The organism is Iodobacter sp. BJB302, assembly GCF_002735645.1.
In the GTDB taxonomy this organism is placed as follows: domain Bacteria; phylum Pseudomonadota; class Gammaproteobacteria; order Burkholderiales; family Chitinibacteraceae; genus Iodobacter.
Map to the genome: position 1 here is coordinate 30,878 of NZ_PDZG01000024.1, position 22,842 is coordinate 53,719.

Annotated in this window: 14 protein-coding genes; 6 read left to right on the forward strand and 8 right to left on the reverse strand. The window is 51.3% G+C overall.

Translation table 11 applies throughout. The features are described 5' to 3' along the window. Window positions 1–102: 102 nt before the first annotated feature. From CSQ88_RS09775 to ppc, 3 genes are all read right to left on the reverse strand, one after another. The gene (locus CSQ88_RS09775) at window positions 103–2,037 is read right to left on the reverse strand and encodes a glycosyl hydrolase family 18 protein (RefSeq protein WP_257212546.1); all 1,935 of its coding nucleotides are present in this window, start codon (window positions 2,035–2,037) and stop codon (window positions 103–105) included. A 760-nt stretch (window positions 2,038–2,797) separates the two neighbouring features. Next, the gene (locus CSQ88_RS09780) at window positions 2,798–3,289 is read right to left on the reverse strand and encodes a hypothetical protein (protein WP_099397918.1); all 492 of its coding nucleotides are present in this window, start codon (window positions 3,287–3,289) and stop codon (window positions 2,798–2,800) included. A 151-nt stretch (window positions 3,290–3,440) separates the two neighbouring features. After that, window positions 3,441–6,200, reverse strand: coding sequence for a phosphoenolpyruvate carboxylase (gene ppc, locus CSQ88_RS09785; protein ID WP_099397919.1), 2,760 nt, complete (start codon window positions 6,198–6,200; stop codon window positions 3,441–3,443). Between the two features lie 427 nt (window positions 6,201–6,627). Between ppc and CSQ88_RS09790 the strand changes: the two genes are divergently transcribed. Continuing rightward, complete coding sequence (locus CSQ88_RS09790; RefSeq protein ID WP_099397920.1) at window positions 6,628–7,470, forward strand: PhzF family phenazine biosynthesis protein; 843 nt, start codon at window positions 6,628–6,630, stop codon at window positions 7,468–7,470. Window positions 7,471–7,610: 140 nt separating this feature from the next. On the opposite strand, the gene ubiB is transcribed toward CSQ88_RS09790, so the two are convergent. The 4 genes from ubiB to CSQ88_RS09810 all read right to left on the reverse strand — a co-directional run bounded on the left by ubiB (window position 7,611) and on the right by CSQ88_RS09810 (window position 11,273). Further along, window positions 7,611–9,125 (reverse strand): ubiquinone biosynthesis regulatory protein kinase UbiB, encoded by a 1,515-nt coding sequence (gene ubiB / locus CSQ88_RS09795; protein ID WP_099397921.1) that lies wholly within the window; start codon window positions 9,123–9,125, stop codon window positions 7,611–7,613. A gap of 409 nt (window positions 9,126–9,534) precedes the next feature. Further along, a complete protein-coding gene (locus CSQ88_RS09800; RefSeq protein WP_099397922.1) occupies window positions 9,535–10,086 on the reverse strand; it encodes an SCP2 domain-containing protein in 552 nt (183 codons plus the stop codon). Continuing rightward, a complete protein-coding gene (gene ubiE, locus CSQ88_RS09805; protein ID WP_099397923.1) occupies window positions 10,086–10,823 on the reverse strand; it encodes a bifunctional demethylmenaquinone methyltransferase/2-methoxy-6-polyprenyl-1,4-benzoquinol methylase UbiE in 738 nt (245 codons plus the stop codon). Before ubiE ends, CSQ88_RS09800 begins: the two co-directional genes overlap by 1 nt. A 75-nt stretch (window positions 10,824–10,898) precedes the next feature. Beyond that, window positions 10,899–11,273, reverse strand: a complete 375-nt coding sequence (locus CSQ88_RS09810) for a gamma-butyrobetaine hydroxylase-like domain-containing protein (RefSeq protein ID WP_099397924.1) — start codon at window positions 11,271–11,273, stop codon at window positions 10,899–10,901. A gap of 215 nt (window positions 11,274–11,488) precedes the next feature. Between CSQ88_RS09810 and phoB the strand changes: the two genes are divergently transcribed. From phoB to CSQ88_RS23655, 4 genes are all read left to right on the forward strand, one after another. Next, the gene (gene phoB / locus CSQ88_RS09815; RefSeq protein ID WP_046352408.1) at window positions 11,489–12,181 is read left to right on the forward strand and encodes a phosphate regulon transcriptional regulator PhoB; all 693 of its coding nucleotides are present in this window, start codon (window positions 11,489–11,491) and stop codon (window positions 12,179–12,181) included. 152 nt (window positions 12,182–12,333) lie between these two features. Next, window positions 12,334–13,623 carry a phosphate regulon sensor histidine kinase PhoR gene (gene phoR, locus CSQ88_RS09820; RefSeq protein ID WP_099397925.1) on the forward strand — a complete coding sequence of 430 codons (1,290 nt, stop codon included), beginning with the start codon at window positions 12,334–12,336 and terminating at the stop codon, window positions 13,621–13,623. A gap of 508 nt (window positions 13,624–14,131) precedes the next feature. Continuing rightward, window positions 14,132–15,211 carry a transaldolase gene (gene tal, locus CSQ88_RS09825; RefSeq protein ID WP_099397926.1) on the forward strand — a complete coding sequence of 360 codons (1,080 nt, stop codon included), beginning with the start codon at window positions 14,132–14,134 and terminating at the stop codon, window positions 15,209–15,211. A gap of 155 nt (window positions 15,212–15,366) precedes the next feature. After that, complete coding sequence (locus CSQ88_RS23655) at window positions 15,367–15,867, forward strand: metal-dependent hydrolase (RefSeq protein ID WP_099397927.1); 501 nt, start codon at window positions 15,367–15,369, stop codon at window positions 15,865–15,867. A gap of 72 nt (window positions 15,868–15,939) precedes the next feature. Here CSQ88_RS23655 and CSQ88_RS09835 read toward each other — a convergent pair whose 3' ends face one another. After that, window positions 15,940–16,272, reverse strand: coding sequence for a hypothetical protein (locus tag CSQ88_RS09835; RefSeq protein WP_099397928.1), 333 nt, complete (start codon window positions 16,270–16,272; stop codon window positions 15,940–15,942). A 324-nt stretch (window positions 16,273–16,596) separates the two neighbouring features. Here CSQ88_RS09835 and CSQ88_RS09840 point away from each other — a divergent pair, with 324 nt between their 5' ends. Next, entirely contained in the window at window positions 16,597–22,374 is a 5,778-nt protein-coding gene (locus CSQ88_RS09840) for an alpha-2-macroglobulin (protein ID WP_099397929.1), read from the forward strand. Window positions 22,375–22,842: the final 468 nt, after the last annotated feature.

A 22,842-nucleotide genomic window follows, 5' to 3' on the forward strand; every position in this document is an offset into this window, starting at 1 on the left:
TGGGGATTATCCCCCACTCAGGCAAAAAAAACCCCCATGCCTGAGCATGAGGGTTAAAAGTCTAGCTAGCTTGCTAATTTCACTGACTAGATTTTTTGAGTCTTACTGACGCACCTTGCTCATTGCATTCATCAATGTGCCGGTGCTGTCATCACCATCAAGCGACCAGCTGAATGCGCCGCCCAAACCATTGGCTTTAACATAATCAAGCTTGGTCTGAATCACATCGGTTGTATCGTAAGACCAGAATGTATTGCCATCGTATTTCCATGACTGCTTGGTAACTGGATGAACATATACAGAGCCAGCCGCGTTTTTCAGAACGCGATAGTCTTCAATCCCGGCTTCGTATGTACCCTTAGCCGGGCCTGTTGCAGACTGATACAAGCCATTGTTGACATTAGGCACGCCCGTCCAGCCACGGCCGTAGAAAGGAATACCTAATACGATCTTGCTGGCTGGTGCGCCTGCTGCAATCAGGTTTTTCACTGCGCTGTCGATATTGTATTGCGCTGCTAAACCTGGTTTACCTGTTTTAGGATCGATATAACGCGGGCTGGCAGGATCATTGTAAAGATGCGACTGGAAGTCTGTCGGCCCCTTAGCATCCCATCCGCCATTGAAGTCGTATGACATCAGATTGATCCAATCCAGATACTTGCTGTACTCACCCGGCTCGGTCATGGCAATTTTTTCAGCCCCTGCACCAATCGCTACAGTCAGACCATACTTCTTGCCTGTTGTTGCGGTAAGCGCATCCAGCTGAGCACGGAATTCTTTCAGCAGCAGGGTGTTATTTTGCTTATCGTTAGGTGAAACGGTATTGGTGCCAATCCCTTGTACGCCCGGGTATTCCCAATCGATATCAATCCCGTCGAATACGCCAGCAGCCGTGCCTTTACCACCGGCATTAGAGCCTGCATCAAATGGAATATTGCCCTTGATGTAAAGATCGATACAACTGGAAACCAGTTGCTTGCGGCTTGCATCGGTAGCAGCAGCATTCGAGAACCACTTAGACCAGGTCCAGCCACCTAAAGAAATAAACACTTTAAGGTTAGGGTTTTTGGCTTTCAGTTTTTTAAGCTGGTTAAAGTTACCTTTCAAGCCACCTTTGCCATCTTCGCCCCAAACATCACCCACACCATCCACGGAATCACTTGCGCCGAAACCTTTCTGGAAGTCGGCCCAGCCATCGCCACCGTCTTGCGAGCCATTTTCTGCCTTAGTCACGATGCCGCATTCGTAGCCGCCATTTTTGGCATAGATATTACCAAAGGCATAGTTCAGGAAAGTCATCTTCGCCGCGGAGCCGCTGGTCTGAACATGTTTCACCAGATAGCCACGATCGTAAATGCCCCACTGTGCAAAGTAAGACCCAACTTGCGTGCTGCCTGATGGTGTTGGTGCAGGTGTTGGTGTAGGAACAGGCGTTGGTACCGGAGTTGGAACAGGTGTTGGTACTGGTGTCGGCACCGGAGTTGGAACAGGCGTTGGTACTGGTGTCGGCACCGGAGTAGGAACAGGCGTTGGTACTGGTGTCGGCACCGGAGTTGGAACAGGCGTTGGCACTGTTGAGCAGGCACCTAAATCCAGCCATGGCTTACCTGCGCCCACATTGGTCGTTGGGTCATCGCCCTGAGTCCACCACTGTGCTTTGTAGTTACGGCCTTTATAAGTAACCGATTGCCCGCCCGTATAGGCTGTCGTTGCTGTCCATGTTTGGTAGCAAGCCGATGGCGCTGGTGTAGGAGCAGGCGTTGGAACTGGCGTTGGGCCTGGTGTAGGAACAGGAGTTGGCGTAGGCACGGGAGTAGGTGCTGGTGTTGGTGTACCCGATTGCAAAGCCCATGGGCCCCACTGATCTGCACCAGGCACATTACCCTTAGTCCACCATTGTGCTTTCCAATCCTTACCACCGTAGCTCACCACTTCTCCACCGGTATAGGTGGTTGCAGCATCCCAGGCGGGTGCCGCAAACGCTTGCATCACAATAAACGCAGCAGGAATTGCTGCTAAACGACTGTAGTTCGACATAAAGGGAGTCTCCATCCTCTTTAGACTGATTGGCGTTATTCACGCATCTCAACTGGTATTAGCGCCTTCCTACAAGCTGTCAATTCTGCGAAAGCTTCACCTGTATTCAGAGCAGTATCAAGCCAATTCTCTTTGTAACCGGTCATGATGGGTTTCATTACTCACCATTCTATTTTTCTTGTCAAGCCCTCAATTGTGAATAAAAAAATGCTCTGCTGCTTTCACTGCAAAACAGCCTGCTTTAACTACATAGCCAGGTATCATAATCATTGACGCAATGCAGCATTTTATTCAGGAAACTCCGTTTTCAATCAAAAATAGCGTTATTCACAAATATTGCGTTGCAGCATAATTTTTATTTTTTGTAATTTATATGATTTTATTGGTGTAGTTTTCGCACAAGAATTACACAAATATTTCAATATAAACCTGTGTGTTTAGCAAAAAAAGTATACATTAAACTGCTTATACTGAATATTTGCTTTCTTGAGCCATACACAACAATTCCATATTTGTAATTAAATGCAACAAGCTCCTTCCGTCCTATCAGACGCCCTTGCTAAAAGAGGCAATTGCAATAATTGGTATTAACTGGAATGAAATATTGATTTAAAAGAAAACAGCAGAAAACATCACAAGCTATAAAAAAACTATTTAAGTAAAAAATAAGAAAGAAATTAATTATTTTTTTAAATATTTTTTATATTTAATCTTTCTTATTTAGAAAGATTAAAAAATGGGATAACTGCACTTTGCAGCATCAGGGACGATTACCCAAATTCCAGCGCGCGCAATACCACTTGGTTTGGTCATTCGGAAGACCGACCAAAACGCTGCCAAATTTGGACAGATAACGAGGATATTTCCCCGCCAAGGGAACAAACACAAAACCCATGCTCGCTTCGATATTCTTGCGCACGGTTTCGATTTGATTAGGAATCAGCGCCCCCACCATCAAGGCACCCGAGCTGGGCAAGCTCACAAATACTTCGCTTACCGTATTGCCGCCCAGTGAGGCATTTTGTGCTTCAAACCACTCTGCCTCTCCCCATACCCGCAGAGGGTCGCCCAAATACTGCCGGAAATAACTGCGCCACCATTCATTCGACCATTCACTGCGGCAAGACAAAGCCGCCTCCATCTTATCGCCAAAATGGGTAGGCAATTTACCTGCTGCTGCAGCGGGCAAAGCCATGCAGAGCAGCAGAGTAAGCACTAAATAGCGGCAGGTGGTGGCTTTCAATGCAGACATTGCCCTGAAGAATCAATATGCGGTGAGTAATGAAAAAGTTCATACAAGCTTATTTTAGCCTGACAAACTAGCACAGGCTAAATCCACAAGCAAAAAAAAGCTGGGTTACGTATTACACGCCAGCCCAGCTTCTTATCAGTTATTGCACGTCTTAACCGCTATTACGCAAACCCGCCGCAATGCCGTTAATCGTTAAATGCACCGCATGCTGTACATCTTCACTCGCCTCACCACTGCGCAGGCGTTTGAGCAGCTCAACCTGCAGGTGATTCAGCGGGTCAAGATAAGGCAGGCGGTTATCCAGGCTGCGGGCCAGCATTGGGTTATCAGCCAGCAGCTCACCATGCTTGGAAATCGCTTGTACCGCATCTACGGTACGCTGCCATTCTGCTTTAATCCGCGTAAAGATACGCTGTGCCAGCTCCTGATCCTGAACCAGCTCAGAGTAACGGGCCGCAATCGCAATATCCGATTTAGCCAGCACCATATCCATATTAGAGATCGTGGAGTTAAAGAACGGCCAGTCACGATAAAGCTGCTGCAACAGCGCCAAACCTTCATCGCCTGCTTCTTTAAGGTACTCGCTGATTGCAGTACCAAAGCCATACCAGCCCGGCAACATTAAGCGGCACTGGCTCCATGAGAATACCCAAGGAATGGCACGCAAATCGCCGATGCTGTTGGTGCTCTTACGCGCTGCCGGGCGGGAGCCGATATTCAGGCTCGGAATCTCGTTAATCGGAGTAGCTTCGCGGAAATAGGTAATAAAATCAGGCGTTGCGTACACCAAATCACGGTAAGCCTGATAGGCGCTCAGACTGAGCTTTTCCATCAGCTGACGGCGTTCCATCACATCATTCAGTGGGGGCGAAGCCTCTGGGAAACTGGCTTCCAGTGTGGCGGCAATCAGGATTTCCAAATTACGGCGCCCTACTTCGCGATCGGCATACTTGGCGGTAATCACTTCGCCCTGCTCGGTAATCCGAATCTGGCCATTCACTGAACCAGCAGGCTGGGCCAGGATCGCATCGTGCGCCGGGCCACCACCACGGCCAACTGTACCGCCACGGCCATGGAACAGACGCATTTTAAAGTTAGCGGCCTGAAATACTTCAACCAGCGTGAGTTCTGCTTTATACAGCTCCCAGTTGGAGGTCAGATAACCACCGTCTTTATTCGAATCCGAATAACCCAGCATCACTTCCTGCACATTATCCCGGCAGCCCAAAAGATTACGCCACTGTGGGATTGCAAACAGCTCGGTCATGATTTTGCCTGCACTGCGCAAATCAGGAATGGTTTCGAATAAAGGAATGATATTAATTTTGGAAGACAGCTTAGGCGCAAGCTGCACCAGGCCCACTTCCTTCATCAGCACGGCCACTTCCAGCATATCCGAAACCGAATCACAGTTAGAGATAATGTAATTAGGCAGTACCGATGCGCCGTAGCGCGCTTGCACTTCGCTTGCGGCGCGATAAATATCCAGCTCTTTTTGCACATCTTCGCTGTATTCAACGTAGGCCGAAGTCAAAGGCCGGGCGCTGGATAATTCACGCAGCAGCACCGCACGGCGCGATGCTTCATCCAGACGCATATATTCTTCAAGGCCTGCATGGGTAAACAGCTCGGAAATCACTTTTTCATGCATGCCGGAATACTGGCGCATATCCAGCGGTGCTAGATAGAAGCCAAACACCGATACCGCACGCTGCAAACGGCGCAAACGGCCATTGGCCAGAAGTGCTGCGCCATGCGCTTTAAGCGAGGACGCAATCACGGCTAAATCATCCAGCAGCTCTTGCGCATTCGCATATTCAGCCGCATTGGCCACATCGTGCAACTGATGATGGAAAGTGCCAATTTTAACCGCAGTAGCAAAAATACGCGCCCGCACGGCAGAGACAGCCAGGCGATATGGCTCTTCTGATTTACGGTCTTTCTCATCTGTGGCCGAATTGGCCAGGGCCTGCAAAGCAGAATCCACATCCACAATCCGTGTGGACATCGATAATTCGTTTTCCAGCTTCATGCACTGCTGGTAATAGTAATCTAAAGCAATACCAGACTGACGCGACACGGCGTAGCGCAATACATCGCCCGTTACAAAAGGATTACCGTCGCGGTCACCGCCAATCCAGCTGCCTACCTGAATAAAGTTAGGCAGGCTGATGCTCTGCTCACAGAGCCCTGCCAGCTTGTCTTCCAAATCCAGATAAAGCCGTGGCAGTTCGTGCAGGAAAGTATTGCGGAAATACGCAGCACCGTTTTCAATCTCGTCCTGAACAGTCAGCTTAAAAGTACGAATTTCGCGGGTTTGCCACAGCGCCAGCAAGACACGCTCCAGAGCCGCTTTATTATCGCTTAACTCTTCAGGCGTCATGGCATAGCGATCGCGCTCGGCTAAGAGCTGCGCCACAGCACGGTGGGAATCCAGGATGGTCTTGCGCTTTACTTCAGTTGGGTGAGCCGTCAGCACGGGGGCAATTAAGCTTTCACCCAGCATGGAAATAATTTCTGCGGCCTTAACACCTCTGCCTGTTAAGGTATTAATCGCTGCTGCAATACTGCCGCGCTGAGGGCCGGAGCCCGCAATCTTATGCGCGCGGCGGCGGCGATTATGGTGTAAATCTTCAGCAATATTAGACAGGTGCGAAAAATAACCAAAACCACGCACCAAGGCAACGGTGGTGGCTGGATCCAGACCAGATAAAGATTTGGCAAGCATTTTACCCGCTTCCGGATTGCTGCCTTGCACATAGGACAGAGCGAGTTCACGAATGGACTCTATCTGCTCGGCAGTAGCAATCCCTGCTTGCTCGCGAATGGTCGCAGCGAGTAGTTCAGCGAGTAATTCAAGATCCCGTTTAAGGGGCAGATCTTTATCAGCAATCGTTTCGAGTACGGGCATCAGCAATCCAGTTCATGATTGAATCGGGCAAACGGTTTCATTCTAACAAGAACCTGCGGCTTTCACTGATAGATTATTACAAAAAAATATGTACCTTAAATACCCGGACTACATTTCTAACAGATGTTAGATCTATAAGGAAATATCTGAAACCCCTCAATCGCACTAGGAAAAAAGTGTGGTTTTTAACACCCAATTTGCTACAAACAAAGCGCAAATACTCATTTAAGTGAATAAAGTGCTGAATGGTAAGCCATTATTTAAATGTAAATTTTACAAATCGAGAATCACCCCACCAATAAAATAAAATCAAATAGTAAGCTTAAAAAAATATATTGGAAAGATTCAATGGCATAATCATGTAATAAAAACACCTGTCGCTTTTTTCATTCGCAAATATTACTGCACTCACTTCCAGGCTGCTGCTATGACGTCCTATCCCTTTCACCTCATCAATACCTTTGCTGAACGGCGTTTAAGTGGGAACCCGATTGTCGTGTTTACCACTGAAGAAATGCCTGACGAGCCAACCAGGCAAACGCTGGCATTTCAAATGGGCGTAGCAGAAACCGCATTTATTGCGGCAAACGACACACAAGTTCATGTGCATTCAACGCAATACATGCTGCCTTTTTCAGTGCAAGCCATGCTGGCCACCGCCGAAGCCTCGCACCCCGATGAAACAGGCCTTGCCGCACAGGCATTTAAAACCAATCAGGGGCAAACCTGGCTGTTACGCCAGGGAGACCGCTGGTGGAGCCAGCTGGCCACAGCCCACACCCGCCCGGCACAGCACAGCAGTTTAGAAATTGCCTCGGCCCTTGGCATTGCAGCAACAGATATTATTGGCACGCCCTTATTTGTTGATTGCGGGCTGGAACAACTCATTGTGCAGGTCAGATCACAGCAATCTGTTTTGCAGGCCAATCCACAGGTCAGCTCGCTGTCCAGGCTGGCCGAAACCAGCAAAAACTTACCCCAGGCCGCTGTATGGTCCAGCGATGGCGACCATATCACCCTCCGGTTTTTTTCCTGCGATGCATTTCAGGTGTATGAAGATTTTGGAGCAGGCACGGGGGCGGCAAATATTGCGGGCTGGATGATGGCATCAGGGCAAAGCGCCCCTTTTAGCCTGAGAATCGAGCAGGGGCTGACCATACAACGCCTGTTCAGCCGTTTAAGCGTGATTCATGTAGAAGTGGATGCGCAGCGCAATATCCGGGTTGGCGGCAACACCCATCGGGTTGGCGGAGGTGTGATTGAGCTTTAAGCTGCAAATGCCGGAGGGGAGCACAGAGCGGCCCATTTGAAAGCACATTTACGCTAAAAGCCGCTCCGGCGCGGGCGGGGTGCCCCGGATAAAACGCCGGGGCCTATGCCGCCCCGGCAGATCTGGGCCTGTGGCCCGTCTTACTTAAACCACCATGTGAGCAATAAACCAGCCAAAAGCGCGGCAATCACGCCCAGCAGCCAGTTACGTTTTTTCTGCTCCCACATCAGGCCGCTATAGCCCGCCACCAGTAACTCTGTATGGTTCTGATCGAGCAGCTCACCTAATTTACGCGGCAACATTGGCAATAAAGCCGCCCACTGCGGCGCTTCTTTTTTTAGATTACGCAGCATGCCGCGCCAGCCAATTTGCTCGTGCATCCAGCGCTCTAAAAACGGCATGGCGGTCTGCCACAAGTCTAAATCCGGATCGAGCTGACGGCCTAAGCCTTCAATATTGAGCAGGGTTTTTTGCAGCAAGACCAACTGCGGCTGGATTTCCACATTAAAGCGACGCGAGGTTTCAAACAGGCGCAGCAGCACCTGGCCAAAAGAAATCTGCGAGAGCGGCTTATTAAAAATAGGCTCGCAAACGGTGCGAACCGCCGCTTCTAATTCCTCTACCCGCGTCTCTTTTGGCACCCAGCCCGATTCAATATGGGCGGTAGCCACACGGTGGTAATCGCGGTTAAAAAACGCCAGAAAGTTAATCGCCAGGTATTGCTTATCGCTATCAGACAGCGTGCCAACAATCCCAAAATCCAAAGCAATATAGCGATTATCAGCCGCCACCAGGATATTGCCTGGGTGCATATCGGCATGGAAAAACCCATCTCTGAATACCTGGGTAAAAAAGATTTCCACCCCAAAGCGGGAGAGTTTTTTTAAATCCATCCCCGCCGCCAGTAGCTCATCGATGCGCCCGACCGGAATGCCGTCCATCCACTCCATCACAAACACTTCACGCGCACAAAAGTCGTAGAAGACTTCGGGCACCAGGAGCTGGCTGGAATTTAAAAAATTGCGGCGCAGCTGGCTGGCGTTAGCCGCCTCGCGCATCAGATCAAGCTCGTCATGCAGATAGCGATCAAATTCCGCCACCACTTCTCTGGGGCGCAAACGCTTACCGTCGGCCGAGAGCTTCTCCAGCAATACCGCCATGATGCGCATCAGCGCTAAATCAGATTCAATCACCGGCAGGATATCCGGGCGTAAAACTTTGACCGCCACCTGCTGGCCATTATGTAAACGCGCCTTATGCACCTGCGCCACTGATGCACTGGCCACCGGCGTTTGCTCAAACTCGGCAAACAGCTCATCGAGCTTGCGCCCTAAGCTTGTTTCAATCACCGCGACTGCGGTCTCCGCTGCAAAGGGAGGCACATTGTCTTGCAGTTTTGCCAGCTCATCGGCGATATCCAGCGGCATCAGATCACGGCGGGTCGACAAGACCTGACCAAACTTAACAAAGATCGGCCCTAATTCTTGCAAAGCCAACCGCAAACGCTCGGCCCGTGGCGCGCTTAAATCCCGGCCAGACAGCAGCGACTGAATCAGCTTACCCAAACCACGCACACGCGCATGGCCGAGTAAGAACTCATCCAGACCATAGCCAAAAACCACACGGACAATTTTAATTAAACGAGAAAGACGCATTGGTTCAACTTAAGAGAGAGGTGATGCAGGTAGAGGGTTAGCATCGTAGGGCAGGTGAAACCACATGTGCGCTAACCAGTTTGGTTCTTAGTAGCAAACAAAGACAAAAAATTATGACTACGCTCTCGATATGGGGCTTAAATCTCCCCTTGAAACACGCCGAAGCGAGGAACAAGCGGGGCGGGGTTTCGGCCAGGGAGCGAGGCAGCGAGCCAATCCCGCCCGCCGCCGACTCGATTGTCCGCAGCGAAGGAGTCTTCGTGTTTCGTGGGGTCGCCTTCTTTTGGTTCTTTTCTTGGCGAAGCAAGAAAAGAACGCCCCCGCGGGGGCACCCGCTCCAAAATCAACGTGCCGAAGGCACTAAAAAAACTATTTGATTTTGCTTGGCCCATTTATTGAAGACCCCACCCTACATTAACTTTGAAACTCGCTTTTCCAGCCTTGCCAGCGCATCGCGTAATTCATCCACATCATTACAAAACTGATTTACATCGCGCTTATGCGCTAAAAGCGGGGCTTCGTCGCGCCAGTATTCGGCTAAGTTAACTACTAATCTCGAACCCATTGCGCCGGGAATTCCGCCCACTTTGCCTGCAATACTCACCAGCCTTTGCGTTGCCACATCGCCAATCAGCTTAGATAACTCTTCAGCCGCATCCCAGCGCAGGCCGCTCAGCACATGGCCGATGCGGCTGCCCAGCTCGCCATCGCCACTGAGGCGCACATGGCGGGCGGCGGCGGTTTTATCCTGCATGCGGCGGGTGAAAAAGCTCAGCGGCAAATCCAGCGTGGCTTCTGCTTCGGCCATGCTTTTTGCCAGCCGGCCATCATGCATCAGCACCAGCGTTTCGCTGACCATGGGCAAAGAAATCTTAATTGTACGGCCAGCGAATTGCGCAAGCTCCGCCTTCGCTGCCGCATCCTCTGCCAAAAGGCGATTGAGTACGGCGGCCAGCAACATTAAATTTTTGTCCCTTTATGCAAAGCAACCACGCCACCCGTCATATTATGGAAATCCACCCAGCCAAAGCCTGCGTCTTTCATCATTTGCTTGAGGGTTTCCTGATCCGGATGCATACGGATGGATTCGGCCAGATACTGGTAAGAATCGGCATCGTTGGCCACCAGCTTGCCCATAAACGGCAGCAATTTAAACGAGTAGATATCGTAAGCAGGTTTAAGCGGCGCCCATACTTTCGAGAATTCCAGCACCAGCAAACGCCCGCCTGGCTTGAGTACGCGATGCATTTCCGCCAGCGCAGCGTCTTTGTGCGTCATATTGCGCAGGCCAAAGGCCACCGAAACACAGTCAAAATAATTATCCGGAAACGGCAACTTTTCTGCATCGCACTGCGCCACCGGCAAGGCATAGCCTTGGTCCAGCAGGCGATCACGCCCCACGCCCAGCATGGAGCTATTAATATCGGTGAGCCATACCTGGCCGGTTTTACCGACTTTTTTAGCAAAGGCTTTGGATAAATCACCCGTGCCACCGGCAATATCCAATACCTTGTCACCGGCTTTCACACCGCTGGTTTCAATCGTGAAAAATTTCCAGATGCGATGTAAACCACCTGACATTAAGTCATTCATCACATCGTATTTTTTAGCCACCGAATGAAAAACCTCAGCGACTTTTTGCGCTTTTTCGGATTCGTTAACCGTTTTAAAACCAAAATGGGTACTTGGATCGCTCATTATTTTCTCTCATCAGATGGCGGTTACACCCGCCATTGCACGTAAATCGCTTTAATTTCGTGTGTTTGCACCAAGCTACGGAGTTCTTGAAGCCCCAGCCTGTGCCAGCTTATCTAAATAAGCCTGCCAATTGACCGCCTGATCACGCCCCAGCTCATAAAGATGGTCCCATGAATAAAGCCCTGAATCATGGCCGTCATCAAATACCAGTTTCACTGCGTAATTGCCCACCGGCACAATATCAATAATATTGACGTCCGCCTTCCCAACCTGCAATGTTCCGGGGCCAGCACCGTGGCCGCGCACTTCAGCAGAAGGGCTGTGTACCCGCAGATACTCACAGGGCAGAATAAAACAACTGCCCTCATCAAAATGAATCTCCAGCTGCTTTGAGGCCTGATGAAGTTTTATCTCTACTGGCAAAGGTGTTGTTTTTGATAGTCCGGACATGGGCAGAAAAGCTCTTTGACGTAACCCCCGCATAATACCCCGCTTCAGTCCTTTGCTAACAGCGGCTTGCACGCCAATCCGCGCAGGCAGAGTGTAAAAAATACGACACAGCTCAGAAAAATAAGACCACTTTTGTCAGACTTGTCATATTAAATACATATTCAGGCCTTAATCTTGCAACAAATGTGGAACTTTATTCCGCGAGGTCAATCGCTATGCCCGCTAATATTTTACTTGTTGAAGACGAACCCGCCATTCAGGAGCTGATTGCTTTCAATCTGTCTCAGGCTGGCCATCATGTGATGCGTGCCGACTCTGCAGAAAGCGCGCAAAACATTGTAAGAAATGCCCTGCCCGATTTAATCCTGCTCGACTGGATGCTCCCTGGCATGACCGGCATCGATTTTGCCAAGAAGCTGCGCTCTGAAGAGCGTACCCGGCAAATTCCTTTAATCATGCTCACCGCCCGCTCGGACGAGCAGGATAAAGTCATCGGCCTTGAAACAGGCGCTGATGATTACATTACCAAGCCTTTCAGCCCGCGTGAATTGCAAGCACGCATTAAGGCTGTGCTACGCCGCCGCGCACCGCAAATTACGGATGACACCGTTGAAGTTCAGGGCCTGCGCCTTGATCCTGCTACACACCGTGTCACCGGCAACAGCGAAACCATCGATCTGGGCCCTACCGAATTTCGCTTGCTGCACTTTTTTATGACTCATCCGGAACGCGTACATTCACGAGCGCAATTGCTTGATCATGTCTGGGGAGATCACGTATTTGTTGAAGAACGCACTGTAGACGTGCATATCCGACGACTGCGCTCTGCCCTGGAATCAACTAATTTTGACCGTTTGATTCAAACCGTACGCGGTACAGGCTACAGACTGTCTGCTCACAATAATTAAGCATTCATTTAACGACAAGCCCTTGGTTTAGCGATAAAATCCTTACATAAAGCTTTAAAAGAAATACAAAATTCTTTATGGATAAATGCTGGACGCCTTGTAAGCCTTAGTATTTTTAAAAGGCGAGTGTTTTACTCTGGATATAAAACCGAATGCTTTGGCTACGATCTCTGATTCATTACCTGACAGTGGCGGTATTTTCTGCCTCCATTGGTGCTATTTTTGGTCTGACTTATGGCATGGCAACCGCGATAGGTCTTTTATCTTGTTCAGTTCTGTATCACCTGGTGAATCTTGGCCGCTTACACCGCTGGGTAGAAGACTCCCGCGTGGATAATGTACCGAGTGGCATTTTGCTCTGGCAGGAAGTGTTCGACCGGGTTTACAACCAGGTCAGGCTGCAAAGCAAAATTAAGGAACGCCTCACCAATACGCTGGATCGCTTTACCAATGCCAGCGAGGCCCTGCCCGATGGCGTGGTGATTCTGGATGAGCACGACAGAATCGAATGGTGTAACCGCTCTGCCGCCCAGCATATGGCGATTAACCGTGTGAGCGATGTCTGGCAAGTAATCAGCAATATTGTCCGCCATCCGTCACTGCGCGAATATCTGCGCAGCCAAGACTTTGCCCACCCTCTGGTTTTACATACTCACCGTCCGCAAGAGCAGGTTCTATCCGTGCAGCTCGTTCCTTTTGATTCCAGCCGTAAACTTCTTTTATCGCGCGATATTACTCAGCTGGATCGCGTCCAGACCGTACACCGCGATTTTGTCGCCAATGTTTCGCACGAGCTGCGTACCCCGCTGACAGTAGTAGGCGGTTTTATCGAAACCATGATCGATATGCCCGATACAGATCCGGAAACACGCGGCCAGCATTTGCAGCTGATGTACGATCAAACCCAGCGTATGCAGCGTCTGGTTGACGATTTGCTTACCCTTTCCCGTCTGGAAAGTGGCCAGCAAATGCGCGAAGAAGAAGTCGACGTGCCGCAACTGATGCGCCTGCTGGCTGCCGAAGCCGAGGGCCTGTCGCAAGGCCGCCACATCGTGACGATCGGCCAGCTCGATTCAATCCGATTAATTGGCAATCACGACGAGCTGCATTCTGCTTTTGGCAATTTAGTTTCGAACGCCATCCGCTACACGCCTAATGGCGGCGAGATTACCCTTTCGTGGAATCTGAGCTTTGAGCACGGATTATTCAGCGTAAAAGACTCGGGCATCGGCATCTCGCCTGAACACTTACCCCGCCTGACCGAGCGCTTTTACCGCGTTGACCGAGGCCGCTCACGCTCCACCGGCGGCACGGGGCTGGGATTAGCCATCGTGAAACACATCATCCAGCGCCACCAGGCCCAATTACTGGTGCAATCCAAATCAGGCGAAGGCAGCGTATTCTCAGTGAAATTCCCACCGCAGCGATTGATTAACAATTGATGCGGGGCAGCAAAACCCAAATCGTGAAACACGGAGAACACGGGGTTTGAATTAAGCATCGTAAAACCCAGCATCCCAGATTCGTTTCGCGGATCAAAGCACGGGGCTTAAATCTCCCCTTGAAACACGCCGGAGCGAGGAACAAGCGGGGCGGGGTTTCGGCCAGAGGCAGCGAGGCACGAGCGAGTCTCGCCTGCCGCCGACTCGATTGTCCGCAGCGCAGGGGCCTTCGTGTTTCGTGGAGTGGCCTTCTTTCGCTTCCTTTCTTGGCCACACAAGAAAGGAAGGTCCGGCGGGACGCCCGCACCTAAATCAACGTGCCGAAGGCACTAAAATAGATTGTCGTTATAAAATTTTAGTTCCTCCTCCCTGTCAATCCCCATTCCCACAAAAAAATAGTAAAAAATAGTCAAAATTATTGCGTGATCACAAATGCGCAAGCCACAGGGATAGGGGATAATTTACGCCGAGCATCAACCTTTCCCATCTCTTATTTGAGGCGTCACCCATGAGCAAAATCGCTGCTATTAAGCCCCTAGGTCAAAGCATCTGGCTGGATAATTTATCGCGTGGTCTGATTCAATCTGGTGAACTTGCCAAAATTCTGAAAGAAGACGGCATCATGGGGGTGACATCTAACCCGGCCATTTTCTTTAAATCAATCAGCTCTGATCCGCTTTACACCGGCGACCTGGCAGAATTAAAAAAACAAGATTTAACTGCTGAACAACGCTACGAAGCGCTGGTGATTCCTGATCTGCAGGCTGCTTGCGATGTAACCCGCTCGATTTACGATGAAACCAAGGGTAAAGACGGCTATGTATCGCTGGAAGTATCCCCAACACTGTCACACGATGCAGTTGGCACCATTGCCAACGCAAAACGTCTGTGGGCAGCCATTAACCGCCCTAATCTGATGATTAAAGTGCCTGCCACATCCGCAGGCGTGATCGCCATTGAAGAGCTGATTGCCTCTGGCCTGAATATCAACGTCACCCTGATGTTTAACCTGAAACACGTTGACGAAGTACTCACCGCCTATATCCGCGGTCTGGAAGCACGCGTTGCCGCTGGCCAGCCGGTTGATCACGTTCATGCAGTTGCATCGGTATTCTTATCCCGTGTAGACAGCCTGATTGATCCGCAACTGGAAGAAATCGGCACACCAGAAGCGCTGGCACTGCGCGGTGAAGTGGCCAAATCGTTTGTAAAAGTTTCTTACGAACATTACAAAAAACTCTTCCACGGCACACGTTTTGCTGCACTGAAAGCACTGGGCGCAAATCCACAACGCATGCTTTGGGCCTCTACCGGCACCAAAAACAAAGCCTATAGCGATGTAATGTATGTGGCGGATCTGATCGGCCCGGAAACAGTGAACACCGTGCCTGACGCAACACTGGCTCTGTTCCGCGACCACGGCGTAGCCGCACTGACACTGGAAACAGGTTTAGACAAAGCCGTTGCCAATATGGCCGCACTGCGTAAGCTAGGCATCAACTACAACCTGCAAGGCGAGCAGCTGCAAACCGAAGGCCTGAAGCAATTTGACGACGCCTTTATCAAACTGCTGGAACTGACTGCTTAAATTTGCATGATTTGAAATACCAAGAGCGCACAGGGTGCGCTCTTTTTTTATCCTGATAACAACAATTAGCAGGCTACAAAGTCTTATCGTATTCAGAAAATAAATATAGTGGCCATTCCAAACTTAATCACAACCAAATAAAAGCACAGACAAACATGTTCATAGCGCATATTCCTTCGGGCTACATCTACGCTGTATCTATTTTAAAAAAAATTAAAAATACAACAATTCCAGCACGCCTTATTGTTTTGTCTGCCGTACTAGGCTCAATACTTCCAGATTTGGATCTTATTTACTTTTATTTAATTGACCATCGCCAGACGCACCACCATAAATATATAACTCATTGGCCTTTACTATGGATTTCTTTGGCTTTTATTTCATACACAATCTATGCTTTCTCTTCGCATAAAAAACTGGGATTACTCTCACTTATTGCTTTTTCATCTTGCATGGTGCATCTCATTTTAGACACTGTAGTGGGGGATATCTGGTGGTTTTTTCCATTTATTGACAAACCATTTGCTCTATTTACAGTAAAATCCCTATATAAACCATGGTGGCTTAATTTCATACTGCATTGGTCATTCGTTTTAGAGCTCGTCATTTGTAGCTTAGCAATCTGTATTTACATTAAGCGTACAAAGAACAACTGATTGTTTCCTGGCTGTTATCAGCCCAATATTTCCCAAACAGAGAAAATTTGGACTGATAGCGCTCCTTCCAGCCTACACACTCTTCGCTTTACGAATCAGCAAATAAAGCAAATACACCATCAATACCGGCACGGCTAATGAAATCAGCGCAGGTAACAGGCAGGCTAATACGGCGAACAGGCCAATGGCCAGAATAAGTACGGCTACACCAGAAAATACAAAGAATAAAATTGCACCCACAATCAGTAATACGGGAATAGCAATCAGCGCATCAGCACCACTGCTTGTCCATTCCCAATTATCCCCATCACCGCTAAAGCTTAAATTCATGCCGTGATTAAAAAAATCTGCCCCCACGTAAATTGCCAGCAACAACAGTAATAATGCAATCAGGATATTTTTCATCGCAAAACCCAATGTCCTCGTTTGGAATAACTTCAGTATGCAATCACGGCGAATGGATGAAAACGGCAGAAAGACAGATTGCCGTTTCGCTGGAGCAGACTGCGAATTTTGCGTATTAGAATGCAGCCAGTGGCGAATTTGCACACTCCCTTGCCTGAAAAACTTCTTTCCCAAGCAGGGCATTAGAATAGCTCTTACAATTTCAAGAGCTGGCAAATCAAGCACAGGCTGAATTTTACAGCCAGGGTAAAACCCGCTGTTTTTATAGTATTTATGCCAGAATCTGGCGGGTCTCACCCGCCCTAACAATAGCCGAGCCCCATAATGAACAAAGCCTTGCAGATTTGCTTGCCCGCTTTCCAGCTTTTATCTCGCGGGATATCCTGGGTTTTAACGCTGCTGTTTGGCGAGGTGAACTGGCAAGCGCCGGGCTGGCTCAAGAAGCTGGCGCTGTGGCTGGAGGCTGGCGTTCTCTGGATGCGTGCCAAACCTAAGCAAGCGGGGATTGCAACGCTGGCTCTTGCCCTGCTGGCAACGGGTGGAACGATGGGCTGGCGCTGGTATCAGGCTCAGCCCAAACCACAGAGGGTGAGCTATGTAGTCACCGCGCCAGAGCTGACGCCCTATGACGAAAAAGACCGGCCGCAGCCTTTGCCGCTGGTGGTTGAATTTAACGAATCTGCTGCACCACTCAAGCAAATCGATCAAGCCGCAGGCGATGGCGTGCAACTTTCCCCTGCCCTAGCAGGAAGCTGGGTTTGGGAAGGCGATAGAAAACTGGTGTTCCGCCCCAAGGCCGACTGGCCGATTGATGCCGAGTTTGAAGTCTCGCTCGCTAAGAAAAAACTCTTTGCCGAAAGCGTTAAGCTCGAGGAATACAGCTTTACTTTCAAGACCGCGCCCTTTGCCGCCAATGTGGCCGAATCGCGTTTTTACCAGGACCCGCGCGACGCTAACCTTAAAAAACTGGTCGCCACCTTACACTTTAGCCATCCGGTAGACCCTGCCAGCATTCAGAAAAATATCAGCCTGAAGCTGGGCGGCGGGCTGAGCTATCAAAGCGATAAGGTGCCGCCCTATTCCATCAGCTTTGATAAAGCCAAACTCAACGCCTTTATTCATTCAGCCCCGCTCACTGTTCCTAAAGAAGACAGCGATATTCTGCTCACCCTTGCAAAAGGCGCTCAGGCCGCACAGGGCGGCAATAAGCTTGAAGCCGATTTAGACAGCAAGATCAGCGTACCCGGCCTCTACAGCCTGCGCTTTGATCAGGTGAAAATGCTGCTGGCCGATAATGAGCGTTACGAGCCAGAGCAGGTGGTGATGTTCAGCAGCAATGTGCCGGTATCCGAAGCCGCGCTCAAAGGCAAAGTGCGTGCCTGGCTGCTGCCAGAATATCCGCCTAATACGCCTAAGGAAGATCAGCGCGGCGTGTATCAATGGGGTGCCAGCCAGGTTGGGCAGGCCGTGCTCACCAACGCCTTGGCGCTAAAAGCGTTGCCGGGTGAAGAAGAATACGGCACACAACATAGCTGGAAATTCTCTGCCCCCGTTGGGCGTTCGGTGTTTTTACAAGTGGATGCCGGTGTGCAGGCCTTTGGTGGCTATCAGTCTGGCAAAGTAATGACGCAGGTGTTTCAGGTTGCGCCTTATCCCAAAGCCATCAAGCTCTTATCAAATGGCGCGCTGCTTTCTATGGCGTCGGATAAAAAAGTGGCTTTTGTGGCGCGTGGCCTCAGCGGCGTTCGCATCGAAGTGGGTCGTTTGCTTCCTAATCAGCTGCATCATCTGGTGGACCAAAATAATGGCAACTTTGCTAAGCCTGAAATCGCCGATCAGTATTTAGATACCCTGGTCGAGCGCTTCACCGAAGAGCGCACCCTGCCCGCCACCGACCCCGGCAAACCTTACTACGACAGTATTGATCTGACCCGCTATCTGGCGGACAAAACTGGCAACCGTCGTGGCGTATTTATGCTGAAACTCACGCCTTTTGATCCTAAAGCGCCTAAAAACCGTGAAGACGAGCCTAGCGATAGCCGCTTTATTTTGGTTTCTGATTTAGGCGTGCTGGCCAAAACAGCGGTGGACAATAGCAATGATGTGTTTGTGCAATCGATCTCTAGCGGCGAAGCCGTTGCTGCGGCCACGGTAGAAGTGATTGGCCGCAACGGGCAAACCGTGGCCAGCAGCCAGACCGATGCGCTGGGCCGCGCTCATTTCCCTGCGCTTAAAGATTTAGCCCGCGAAAAAGCGCCACTGATGTATTTGGTGAAACAGAGCGACGATGTGTCATTTCTGCCGATCAACCGCTACGACAGGCAGCTGAATCTGTCGCGCTTTGATATTGGCGGCGTGGCCAATGCCGTATCGGCGCAGCAGCTCAGCAGTTTTGTGTTTTCAGACCGGGGCATGTACCGCCCGGGCGAAACGGCCCATATCCACAGCATTACCCGCACCGCCAACTGGGCAGGCTCTTTGGCAGGCCTGCCGCTGGAAATCGAAATCACCGATCCGCGCGGGCAGACGGTTAAAAAGGACAAAATCAAGCTATCCGCCAGCGGTTTTGATAGCGTTGATTTTGCCAGCAGCGAAACCTCGCCCAGCGGCGATTATCAAATCGGCGTTTATCTGGTCAAAGGCAAAGAGCGCGGCGAACAGATCGGCAGCGGCAGCATCAAAATCAAAGAATTTGAGCCAGACCGCATGAAGGTGAACGCCACGCTGAGCAATGCACCGGTGGAAGGCTGGATTAAGCCCGAAGACATCAAGGCTAATGTAAAAGTCATGCATCTGTTTGGCAGCCCAGCCGGTGGGCGGCGCGTAGAAGGAGAAATGATCTTAACGCCTAGCGTGCCCGCCTTTGCGGCCTATGCCCAATATCGCTTTAGCGAAGCGGGCCAGCTAAAAGAGCCATTTAGAGACGCCCTGCCACCCGCCACCAGCAATGATCAGGGGGACGCCGAGCTGACGCTGAATCTGGCGCGCTTTGCCCGCTCTACCTATCAGCTGCATTTAACTGCCCGCGCTTTTGAATCTGGCTCTGGCCGCGGCGTGGCGGCGGAAAGTGCCGTGCTGGTTTCATCCGCCCCCTATTTAGTCGGGGTAAAAAGCGATGGCGAGCTGGGCTATATCCAGCGCAATGCCAAACGTACCGCACACTGGCTGGCAATTGCGCCCAATTTAAAACCAATCGCCGCAGAGCAGCTGACCCTCAGCTGGGTAGAGCGGAAATATGTATCGGTGCTAGTGAAACAGCCCGATGAAACTTACAAATATCAATCGCGAAAAAAGGAAATAAACCGCGATAGCAAGCCACTCAGCCTGCCCGCCAGCGGCAGCAATCTGACGCTACCCACAGCAGAGCCGGGTGATTTTGCGCTGGTCGTGAGGGGGCCGGATGGCGCGGAGCTAAACCGCATCGAATACACCGTGGTGGGCGCAGCCAATATTGCCCGTTCTTTAGAGCGCAATGCCGAGCTGCAACTTACCTTAAATAAGAAAGACTACAAGCCCGGTGACGAGATCGAGATCAATATCCGTGCGCCCTATACCGGCGCGGGGCTGATCACCATCGAGCGCGATAAAGTCTATAGCCACGTTTGGTTTAAGGCCGACACAACCAGCTCGGTACAAAAAATCACCCTGCCTAAAGACTTTGAAGGCAATGGCTATATCTCGGTGCAATTTATCCGCAGCCCAAGCAGCGATGAAGTCTATATGAGCCCGCTTTCTTACGGCGTAGTGCCGTTTGCGGTGAATTTAGACGCAAGGCGCCTGGATGTAAAAATCGCCAACGCCAGGGAAGTGAAACCGGGGCAAAAGCTGGAGCTAAAAGTAAGCAGCAATCAGGAAGCCCGCGTGGTGGTGTTTGCCGTGGACGAAGGCATCTTGCAAGTGGCGCGTTATAAAACGCCGCAACCGCTGGATTTTTTCTTCCAAAAACGCGCCCTGGATGTACGTACCAGCCAGATTCTCGACTTAATCCTGCCGGAATTCTCTCGCCTGATGCAGGGCGCAGCGCCGGGTGGAGACGCTGCCGGGCTGCTTGGCAAACACCTCAATCCGTTTAAACGCAAACGCCAACCCGCCGTAGCGTGGTGGTCGGGGTTGATCGACGTGGGGCCGCAGGGCAAAACGCTAAGCTATACCGTGCCGGACACGTTTAACGGCAAATTACGGCTGATGGCCGTGGCAGTCACGGTGGATAAAATCGGCGTCTTTGAAGGCGGCACGCAGGTGCGCGGCGATTTAATCCTTAGCCCGAATGTGCCTTATGCGCTGGCCCCTGGGGATGAATTTACCGTCAGCGTAGGCGTGTTTAATAATCTGCGCGCACCGGGCAAGGCCGCGGTGCAGCTGAAGCTGGACGCCGATGCTGCCTTTACTATGATCTCGCCAGCGCTGCAAAACCTGAACATAGACGGGCAGCGCGAGGCCAATGCCGAGTTCCGCCTTAAAGCCAACGCGGTACTCGGCTCTGGCTCGCTGCGCTTTACCGCCAGCAGCGGCGGTAAGCAAGGCATTGCCCGGGACGCCGTCAGCATCCGCCCAGCCGTGCCTTATTCCACCAGGCTGACTGTCGGGCGATTTGATAAGAGCAGCGAAGAAGTCGCGCTGAGCCGTGTGCTGTTTAACGAGCACCGCAAGGTGATTGCTGGCGTGGCAGGCTCGCCGCTGGTTTGGGCCCAGGGTTTGGCAAGCTTCCTGGATGGCTACGGCTACAGCTGCACCGAGCAGGTGATTAGCAAGGGCTTCCCCGCTCTGCTGCTGCCTAACTTAGACAGAGCCAAAACGCAGGCTGCGTTTAGCAAGCTGATCCAGATCCTTGCCGAGCGGCAAAATGACGATGGCAGCTTTGGCTTGTGGGCCAGCAATCCTGATATCTCGCGCTTTGCATCGGTGTACGCCGTGCATTATTTGCTGGAAGCATCCGAGCGCGGCCTGCCGGTCAGCCGCGATATGCTGGCCAGAAGCAATGCTTGGCTGGAGCAACTGGCCACCGGCAGCAGCCAGAATCTGGCCGAGGCCAGAGAGCGTGCTTACGCGATTTATCTACTCAGCCGCCAGGGCACCATGACCAGCGGCATGATCGCCTCCTTGCAACAGGAGCTGGACGCGCATCACGCCAAAACATGGCAGCAAGACCTGACCGCCGCCTATTTAGCCGCCAGCTATAAGCTGCTCAAACAAGATGCCCTGGCGAATAAATTATTTAAAGCCGTGCCGTGGCGCTTGATCGGCAAGAATAATCAGGCCGAAACCTATTACGACCCTACCGTGCACGACGCCCAGCGCCTCTATTTGCTGGCCCGCCACTTTAAAGAGCAGCTGAACAGCGTGCCAGCCAGCGAGTTGAGCGAATTAGGCAAGGCCATCAGCAGCCAAAACTATCACTCGCTGTCTGCGGCCTATTTGATGCTGGGTCTGGAGGCCTTTGGCGCCAATGCGGGCACATTTACGCTGGCCGAAGTGGATAAAAGCGGCAAAGTCAGTAAGTTAGAAAACAGCGCCGCACTATCCCCTAGCGCCCACCGCGCCCGCTTCGGTAAAGAAGGCGCACTGCCCGGCTTTTATCTGCTCAGCGAATCGGGCTTTGATAAAGCCCCGCCAAGCGCCGCCATTAAGCAGGGCGTGGAAGTGATCCGTGAATACACGGATCTGGCCGGTAAAGTGATCAGCAAGGTGAAAATAGGCGAAGAGTTTTTAGTCCGCCTGCGCCTGCGCGCGGATCAACCCGCTTCCCAAATGGCAATTGTTGAACTGCTACCCGGCGGCGTAGAAATCGTGCCATCGCCTAAAGAAGAAGCCCCTGAAGTGATCGAAGGTGAGGGGGAAGGTGAGGGAGAAGCGCCGCAGCGCCCGGCATGGCAAGCGCCGCTGGGTGAAAAACAATCCAACTGGCGGCCAGATTACCTCGATATGCGCGACGACAGATTCGTGCTCTACGGCAGCATCAGCAAAGACGCCGCCACCTTCGTCTACCGCCTGCGCGCCACACACGCGGGGCTATTTACCAGCCCGGCCCCTTACGCAGAAGGCATGTACAGCAAGCAACAAGGCCGTGGCGTGGCCGGGAAACTGGAGATTGTGAAGCCTTGATATGGCGGCTCTTCTGGGGAGCAAAAAAACCCAAATCTTGAACCACAGAGAACACGGAGGACACAGAGTTTCACAGAGAAAATCGATAATGACTTGGATTTCTCTTTTGTATTCTGGTTCAAGGTTTGTGCACCCAGGCAGTTTCAAATGAAGGTAGGGCGGGTGCAAGCCCATACGCGCTAACCATACTGTTTTTTATGAACAAACTGCTAAAGATGCCTTGACCACGCTCTCTGCACGGGGCTTTAGAATCCCCTTGAAACACGCCGGAGCGAGGAACAAGCGGGGCGGGGTTTCGGCCAGGGGCAGCGAGGCACGAGCGAGTCCCGCCCGCCGCCGCCTCGATTGTCCGCAGCGAAGGGGCCTTCGTGTTTCGTGGGGCGGCCTTCTTTCGCTTCCTTTCTTGGCCGTTCAAGAAAAGAACGCCCCTGCGGTGGCTACCGCTTCTAAATCAACGTGCCGAAGGCA